This window comes from Lonsdalea iberica (assembly GCF_002111585.1).
Taxonomy (GTDB): Bacteria; Pseudomonadota; Gammaproteobacteria; order Enterobacterales; family Enterobacteriaceae; genus Lonsdalea; species Lonsdalea iberica.
Map to the genome: position 1 here is coordinate 1 of NZ_LUTP01000077.1, position 7629 is coordinate 7629.

At 53.8% G+C, this 7629-nt stretch carries 7 protein-coding genes; 5 read left to right on the forward strand and 2 right to left on the reverse strand.

Annotated features, from left to right (window positions below; genetic code table 11):
• The 5 genes from AU511_RS17840 to AU511_RS16300 all read left to right on the forward strand — a co-directional run.
• On the forward strand, positions 1-125 hold a 125-nt coding region (locus tag AU511_RS17840; protein WP_240503872.1), incomplete at its 5' end, for a hypothetical protein.
• Between the two features lie 188 nt (positions 126-313).
• Positions 314-2674, forward strand: coding sequence for an endopeptidase La (gene lon / locus AU511_RS16285; protein ID WP_094110308.1), 2361 nt, complete (start codon positions 314-316; stop codon positions 2672-2674).
• A gap of 194 nt (positions 2675-2868) precedes the next feature.
• Complete coding sequence (gene hupB, locus AU511_RS16290) at positions 2869-3141, forward strand: nucleoid-associated protein HU-beta (protein WP_094110311.1); 273 nt, start codon at positions 2869-2871, stop codon at positions 3139-3141.
• 236 nt (positions 3142-3377) lie between these two features.
• Positions 3378-5258, forward strand: coding sequence for a peptidylprolyl isomerase (ppiD, locus tag AU511_RS16295; protein WP_094101086.1), 1881 nt, complete (start codon positions 3378-3380; stop codon positions 5256-5258).
• Between the two features lie 138 nt (positions 5259-5396).
• Positions 5397-5765, forward strand: a complete 369-nt coding sequence (locus tag AU511_RS16300) for a ComEA family DNA-binding protein (protein WP_094110309.1) — start codon at positions 5397-5399, stop codon at positions 5763-5765.
• A gap of 265 nt (positions 5766-6030) precedes the next feature.
• Here AU511_RS16300 and queC read toward each other — a convergent pair whose 3' ends face one another.
• Both queC and AU511_RS16310 read right to left on the reverse strand, forming a co-directional pair.
• The gene (queC, locus tag AU511_RS16305) at positions 6031-6726 is read right to left on the reverse strand and encodes a 7-cyano-7-deazaguanine synthase QueC (RefSeq protein WP_094110310.1); all 696 of its coding nucleotides are present in this window, start codon (positions 6724-6726) and stop codon (positions 6031-6033) included.
• A gap of 108 nt (positions 6727-6834) precedes the next feature.
• The coding region (locus AU511_RS16310; RefSeq protein ID WP_094110312.1) for a PLP-dependent cysteine synthase family protein at positions 6835-7629 on the reverse strand (795 nt) is incomplete at its 5' end.

Genomic DNA, 7629 nt, shown 5'->3' on the forward strand with positions numbered 1-7629 from the left:
TGTACGAACTGCCGTCTCAGGACAGCGTGGATAAAGTCGTGATCGACGAGTCTGTCATCGCGGGTCAGTCTGAACCGCTCCTGATCTACGGCAAGCACGAAGCGCAGCAAGCCTCTGGCGAATAATTCGCCTAAAAATCATCATCGAAGAACAAAATGGGGGGTGTTAGCCCCCCATTCCTTTTTCAGCGTGATCTATCGTTGAATGTAGGATATTTATCCCCATATACTCGAATACCTAGAGGCGAAACCGTGAAGAGCCTGTTTCACGAGATTCCCTTAACCTGGCGGAAATGAAACTAAGAGAGAGCTCTATGAACCCTGAGCGTTCCGAACGCATAGAAATCCCCGTATTGCCGCTGCGCGATGTGGTGGTTTATCCGCACATGGTCATTCCGTTGTTTGTTGGTCGGGAGAAGTCAATTCGGTGCCTTGAAGCCGCAATGGATCACGATAAAAAGATCATGCTGGTTGCACAGAAAGAGGCCTCAACGGATGAGCCAGGTGTTAACGATCTTTTCTCGGTTGGGACGGTAGCCTCCATTCTTCAGATGCTGAAATTGCCTGATGGTACCGTTAAGGTACTGGTCGAAGGCTTACAGCGAGCGCGTATCACCACGCTGTCTGATGGTGGAGAGCACTTTGCCGCGCAGGCTGAATATCTGGACTCGCCCGAAATTGAAGAGCCTGAGCAGGAAGTGCTCATGCGTACGGCGGTCAATCAGTTTGAAGGCTATATCAAACTGAACAAAAAAATCCCGCCTGAAGTCCTGACGTCGCTGAACAGTATCGACGACGCGGCCCGTCTGGCTGACACGATTGCCGCACACATGCCGCTGAAACTGTCCGACAAGCAGTCGGTCCTGGAAATGTTCGACGTGACGGAACGTCTGGAATACCTGATGGCGATGATGGAGTCGGAAATCGACTTGCTGCAGGTTGAAAAGCGCATCCGTAGCCGCGTCAAAAAGCAGATGGAAAAAAGCCAGCGCGAGTATTACCTGAATGAGCAAATGAAAGCCATTCAGAAAGAGCTGGGCGAGATGGATGACGCGCCGGACGAAAATGAAGCGCTGAAACGCAAGATTGAAGCGGCTAACATGCCGAAAGAAGCCCGGGAAAAAACCGAGGCGGAGCTGCAAAAGCTGCGGATGATGTCGCCGATGTCCGCGGAAGCCACCGTCGTGCGCAGTTACATCGATTGGATGGTGCAGGTTCCCTGGAACTCACGCAGCAAAGTTAAAAAGGATCTGGTCAAAGCCCAGCAGATGCTGGATAGCGACCACTATGGCCTGGATCGCGTAAAAGAGCGCATCCTTGAATATCTGGCGGTACAGAGCCGTGTCAGCAAAATTAAGGGGCCGATTCTGTGCCTGGTGGGGCCGCCGGGGGTGGGTAAGACCTCTTTGGGTCAGTCCATCGCCAAAGCGACCGGACGTAAATATGTTCGTATGGCGCTGGGCGGTGTGCGTGATGAGGCGGAAATCCGCGGGCATCGTCGCACCTACATTGGTTCCATGCCGGGCAAACTGATCCAGAAGATGGCTAAGGTTGGGGTAAAAAACCCGCTTTTCCTGCTGGATGAGATCGACAAAATGTCTTCGGACATGCGAGGCGATCCGGCCTCTGCGTTGCTCGAAGTGCTCGACCCGGAACAGAACGTGGCGTTCAACGATCACTATCTGGAAGTGGATTACGATCTCTCGGACGTCATGTTTGTGGCAACATCTAACTCCATGAACATTCCGGCGCCGCTGCTGGATCGTATGGAAGTCATCCGCCTATCTGGCTATACCGAGGATGAGAAGCTCAACATCGCAAGGGAACACCTGTTGCCTAAGCAAGTCGAGCGCAATGCCCTGAAGAAGAACGAGCTGAAGGTAGATGACAGCGCGATTATCGGCATCATCCGTTACTACACCCGCGAAGCGGGGGTGCGTAGCCTGGAACGTGAACTCTCCAAGCTGTGTCGTAAGGCGGTCAAATCGCTGCTGATGGACAAGTCCCTCAAGCACATCGAGATCAACGGCGACAACCTGAAAGAGTTCTTAGGCGTTCAGCGCTTCGACTATGGTCGTGCGGACGATGAGAACCGCATCGGTCAAGTGACCGGTCTGGCGTGGACCGAAGTCGGCGGTGAGCTGCTGACGATCGAAACCGCCTGCGTGCCGGGTAAAGGCAAACTGACCTACACCGGTTCTCTGGGTGAAGTCATGCAGGAATCAATTCAAGCCGCACTGACTGTGGTACGCGCGCGCGCTGACTCTCTGGGGATCAACTCAGACTTCTACGAGAAGCGAGATATCCATGTTCACGTACCGGAAGGCGCGACGCCGAAAGACGGTCCAAGCGCGGGTATCGCCATGTGCACCGCACTGGTCTCATGCCTGACGGGTAACCCGGTACGCGCCGACGTGGCGATGACTGGCGAGATTACGCTGCGTGGTCTGGTGCTGCCCATCGGCGGATTGAAGGAAAAACTGCTGGCGGCTCATCGTGGCGGTATTAAAACCGTGCTGATTCCGGATGAAAACAAGCGTGACCTAGAAGAGATACCGTCAAACGTGATTGCCGATCTTGATATCCACCCGGTAAAACGTATTGAAGAAGTGCTGGAGCTGGCGCTGCAAAACTCGCCTCATGGCATGAAGGTGGAGACTGCGGCGGCGAAATAGTGACCCATCGCAAGAACCTTTCATAAAATAAAGGCTGGCAAGTGTAATGATGCTTGCCAGCTTTTTTTTGTGCGGCTAAGTTAGAGCACTGTTAATCGTACGGGTAACCACCGTGGATTTAACTGAATGTTAAAAAGCTAATGCTGCGCCAGGAAAGAGGGATGCAGCCACAGGATTTCAGAGGGGATGAAAGAGTGAACAAGTCACAATTGATCGACAAAATTGCTGCAGATGCTGATATTTCCAAAGCGGCGGCAGGACGTGTGTTGGATGCAATTATTGGGTCTGTTACTGAATCTCTGAAAGCAGGGGATGACGTTGCTTTAGTCGGTTTCGGAACATTTTCGCTTCGTGAGCGTGCAGCTCGCACAGGCCGCAATCCACAGACCGGTAAGGAAATCAGTATTCCTGCCGCCAAAGTGCCGGGCTTCCGCGCAGGTAAGGCGCTGAAAGACGCCGTTAATTAATTGTCTAAGGGGAGAATATCTCCCCTAAACATTACCTGACGTCACGATGTGGGTAAGGTAAGATATGGGGCGCATCATTCAATGATGTGCCTTTTTTTACCGGAAATCCGGACTACTATCATCAGGCAGTTGCCTGAGTGCGCCCTGGCCGTTTTGCGGCTTTAGCATCGCAAGGAAGCATGGCTGCGGCCTGCGCAGGGAGTTTCATCCATTCTACAGCGGAGTGTTGTCACATTATGATGGACAATTTACGCGCGGCCGCGAATAACGTCGTGCTTAAAATTATTCTGGCCCTGATCATCGGTTCATTCGTGCTGACTGGCGTAGGTGATTATTTGATTCGTGGGTCAGGTGATTACGCAGCGAAGGTCAACGGGCAGGAAATTTCCCGTTCCCAGTTGGAACAGGCTGTACAAAACGAACGTAACCGACAGCAGCAGATGCTGGGAGAAAACTTCTCTATTCTGGCGAGTAACGAAGGCTACATGCAGCAATTGCGTAAGCAGGCGTTGTCACAGCTGATCGATGAAACGCTACTGGATCAGTATTCTCATACGCTGGGTTTGAGCATTAGCGACGAGCAGATCAAGCAGGCCATTTTCGCTATCCCCGAATTTCAGACCGACAACCGCTTCGATAACGAAAAATACCTGACTCAGGTACGTCGTCTCGGCCTGAGTCCAGATACCTTTGCCCAGATGCTGCGCAAGCAGCTGACCACTCAGCAGTTGGTCCGTGGCCTCGGGGGCACCGAGTTCCTTCTGCCTCAGGAGCTTGAGCGCCTGGTACAGCTGGCGGCGCAGGATCGCACCATCCGCACGGCGACCATCATTACTGCCGACCGTGCCCAGTCGCAAACGGTCAGCGATGCTGAAGTGCAGAGCTTCTACGATCAGAACAAGAGCCGCTATCTGGCGCCTGAACAGTTCAAGGTCAGCTACATCCTGCTGGATGCGGCCGCTATCATGGACAAAACCAAGGTGGATGATGCGGCTATCGCCGCCTATTACGAGCAGCACAAAAACGATTTCACTCAGGGCGCACGCAAAAAATACAGCCTCATTCAGGTAAAAACAGAAGCGGAAGCCAAAGCGGCTCTTGAGAAACTGCAGCACGGCACCGACTTCTCCGCGCTGGCTCAACAGATCTCAACCGACGTCGTTTCTCGCCGCAACGGCGGCGACCTGGGCTGGATGGACGACAATTCCACCGTGGACGAACTGAAGCAGGCAAAACTGACCGAAAAAGGGCAGCTTTCCGGCGTCATCAAATCCTCGGTGGGGTACCTGATCGTCCGTCTGGACGATATGCAGCCGCAGCAAATCAAATCGCTGGCTGACGTTCGCGCCGAACTGGCTGAGAAGGTAAAACACGAACGGGCGTTGGATGCGTTTTATGCGCTGCAGCAGAAAGTCAGCGAAGCGGCCAGCAACGATAATGAGTCTCTGGCTTCCGCAGAACAGGCTGCTGGCGTTAAATCGGTCCAGACCGACTGGTTTAGCCGGGATAAAGTTCCCGCCGCGCTGAATTTTCAGCCGGTTACTCAGGCTATTTTCGGCGGTTCTCTGTTAGGCGAAAATGGCGCTCCGGGCAGCAATTCGGATGTGATCAGCGTCGATGGCGATCGTGCTTTTGTCGTGCGCATCAGCGAGCACAAACCGGAAAGTACCGAAGCGCTGGATCAGGTGCGCGATCAGGTTGTTCAAACTTTGAAACGCCAGAAGGCGGATCAACAGGCGCGTCTTGAGGCTGAGAAAATCCTCGCCGACCTGAAAGAAGGGAAGATGGACAGCTTGAAAGCCGCGAATCTGAGCTTCAGCACGCCAAAAACACTTTCTTCTTTAAACCAGAACGAAGTGATGGCGGAGTCTATCTTTGCGTTGCCTATCCCGCAGAAGGACAAGCCATCTTATGGCTTGTCGAAGGATCAGGAGGGCAATGTCGTGATTGTGGCGTTAGACAGCATTCAGCCTCACACGCTGCAAGATCAGCAGAAACAGCAGTTCGCTAATCAGGTGAAACAGAATGCCGTCGGCTCTCTGTTTGATGTCTTGATTTCCAGCCTGCGCAGTGAAGCGAAAATCAAGCTTGGGAATGCGGCTCAGCAGCAGGAATAACCCTCGCAAGAGAATGTAACGCACTGCAACAGACAAAGGCCGCTTTCGCGGCCTTTTCCACATTTGAACACGGCATATTGTTGCTGATTCCCCCTTCAGGCAAGGTGGGCGTGCTGTCAAACACAAGGAGATAACAGCATGAAAAAATCAGGAATCAAGGCAGTGTGCTTTGTTGTGGGTCTGACTTTGTCGAGCCTGCCAGCACTTGTTCAAGCCGCCACAAAAGTGGATACAAATGAAGCGGCGGCGACTTTGCAGGAGGATGCGGCGGGCAAAAAGTTGGAACAGCTCATACCATCAGCCAGCGATGAAGAAAAAGTGAGTATCAACTCGGCGTCGGCGGAAGAGTTGGCCGATATTCTTAACGGCGTAGGGTTGAAAAAAGCGCAGGCTATTGTGAATTATCGGGAACAAAACGGTCCTTTCACGCAGGTTGATCAGCTACAGGAAGTTCCGGGGATTGGGGCTTCGCTGATTGAACGCAATCAACCCCGGTTACGACTCTGACGCTACGCTAAAACGGGTCGGTCGTTATGAGGCCGGATGCTTTGGACTAGGAACGACATGCGTTGAATGGCGCCTTCGAAGTCGTTATTGCCACAAGGCGGAGTTCACTGCCGGAATGTGTTTCTGACGAGGGGGAGAAGTATCGGCACGTCGCTCGCTTGATTGCGCTATGGGTCTGGCCTGTGTCGGTAAGCAGCAGCTGACGGTGGTTATTCGTGAGTTTGTCGGTGGATAACCACGGTCAGCAATGCGCTTGCGGGTTGGATTACTCCAGTTCGGTTTTCTTGGCCAGAGATGCTCTTACGCCTTCGGGGTTCTGCTGATATAGCTCCAAACCTTTCTTGCGCAGATGGCAGGCCGCACATTGACCGCAGCCGTCGCCTTTAATGCCGTTGTAACAGGTCAGCGTGTGGTGACGAATTGTGTCTAACTGGTGGTAGTAGTCGGCCAATGCCCAGGTTTCGGCCTTGTCCAGCCACATCAGCGGCGTCACAAAACGGATATCTTTGGCCAATCCGAGCGCAACCCCTTTGTTAAGTGCTTTGACAAACTCGTCGCGGCAGTCCGGATAGCCGGAAAAGTCGGTTTCGCAGACGCCGGTAATCACCGTGTCGGCACCGACCTGGTAGGCATAGATTGCGGCTAGCGTGAGAAAAAGGATGTTGCGGCCGGGGACGAAGGTGCTGGGAAGACCGTCCGGCTTCTCGTCAAAGTCCGGCACGGGGATGTTGTCCCTCGTCAGGCTGCTGACGGCAAGTTCATTCAGCAAACGAACGTCCAACACTTTATGAGCGCATGCGCCCAAGCGTTGAGCCAGTTCGGCAGCTACGTCGATTTCAGCCCGATGACGCTGTCCATAATCGAACGTCACGCAGTGCACGTGATCGTATTGCTTGAGTGCCTGTATCAGGCAGGTTGTGGAATCCTGTCCACCGCTAAAAACAACTACTGCGCTTGTCATGCTGGTTCACCTTAATGAGCAGGGCCGTAGATCCAGACTACGGCTTAACATGTCACGAAGGAGATATGGTAACTCAAATCCGTCCTCGCTTCAGCGCAGCAGGTGAAATCATGCCGGGCAGGGCGTTAGGCTATCCTGCGGCTGTTCTGAGGCAAGCTGTCGGGTGTACGGCGCCAGATTACCAATGTGCGCTGCTACCCACTCGGGGTTGTAATAAGTGTCCAGATAGCGCTCGCCGCTATCGCATAGCAGCGTCACAATGGCGCCTTGACGTCCTTCGGCTTTCATTTTCTCGGCTAATTGCAGCATGGCCCAAACATTGGTGCCGGTCGAGGGGCCGACTTTGCGGCCAAGGACGCTCTCCAGCCAGAGTAGGGTCGCCACGCTGGCGGCATCAGGCACCTTAATCATGTCGTCTATCACACTGGGAATGAAAGAGGGTTCCGCGCGCGGGCGGCCGATGCCTTCGATTCTGCTGCTGCAAGCGGTGGTCAGTGTAGGGTCCTTCTGGAGATAGCAGTCGTAAAACACGGAGTTTTCGGGGTCGGCGACCACCAGCTTCGAATCCAGGCCTTTGTAGCGAATATACCGCCCGAGGGTCGCCGAGGTTCCGCCGGTGCCGGCGCTCATCACCAGATAGTCAGGAACCGGGAAAGGTTCTCTGGACATCTGGTGGTAAATACTATCGGCGATATTGTTGCCGCCGCGCCAGTCCGTCGCACGCTCAGCGTAGGTAAACTGATCCATATAGTGGCCGTTAAGGTCGCGGGCCAGCTGCTCTGACGCCGAATAGATCTGCCCAGACTGTTCGACGAAGTGGCAACGGCCGCCATAAAACCTAATCTGCTCGATTTTGCGTTTCGCCGTGCAGGCAGGCATTACGGCAATGAACGGCAGTCCCAG

Bases quoted from the DNA above. Each gene is read 5' to 3' on its own strand.
- lon (WP_094110308.1), top strand. From the start codon at position 314: ATGAACCCTGAGCGTTCCGAACGCATAGAAATCCCCGTATTGCCGCTG.
- AU511_RS16300 (WP_094110309.1), top strand. From the start codon at position 5,397: ATGAAAAAATCAGGAATCAAGGCAGTGTGCTTTGTTGTGGGTCTGACT.
- ppiD (WP_094101086.1), top strand. From the start codon at position 3,378: ATGATGGACAATTTACGCGCGGCCGCGAATAACGTCGTGCTTAAAATT.
- queC (WP_094110310.1), bottom strand. From the start codon at position 6,726: ATGACAAGCGCAGTAGTTGTTTTTAGCGGTGGACAGGATTCCACAACC.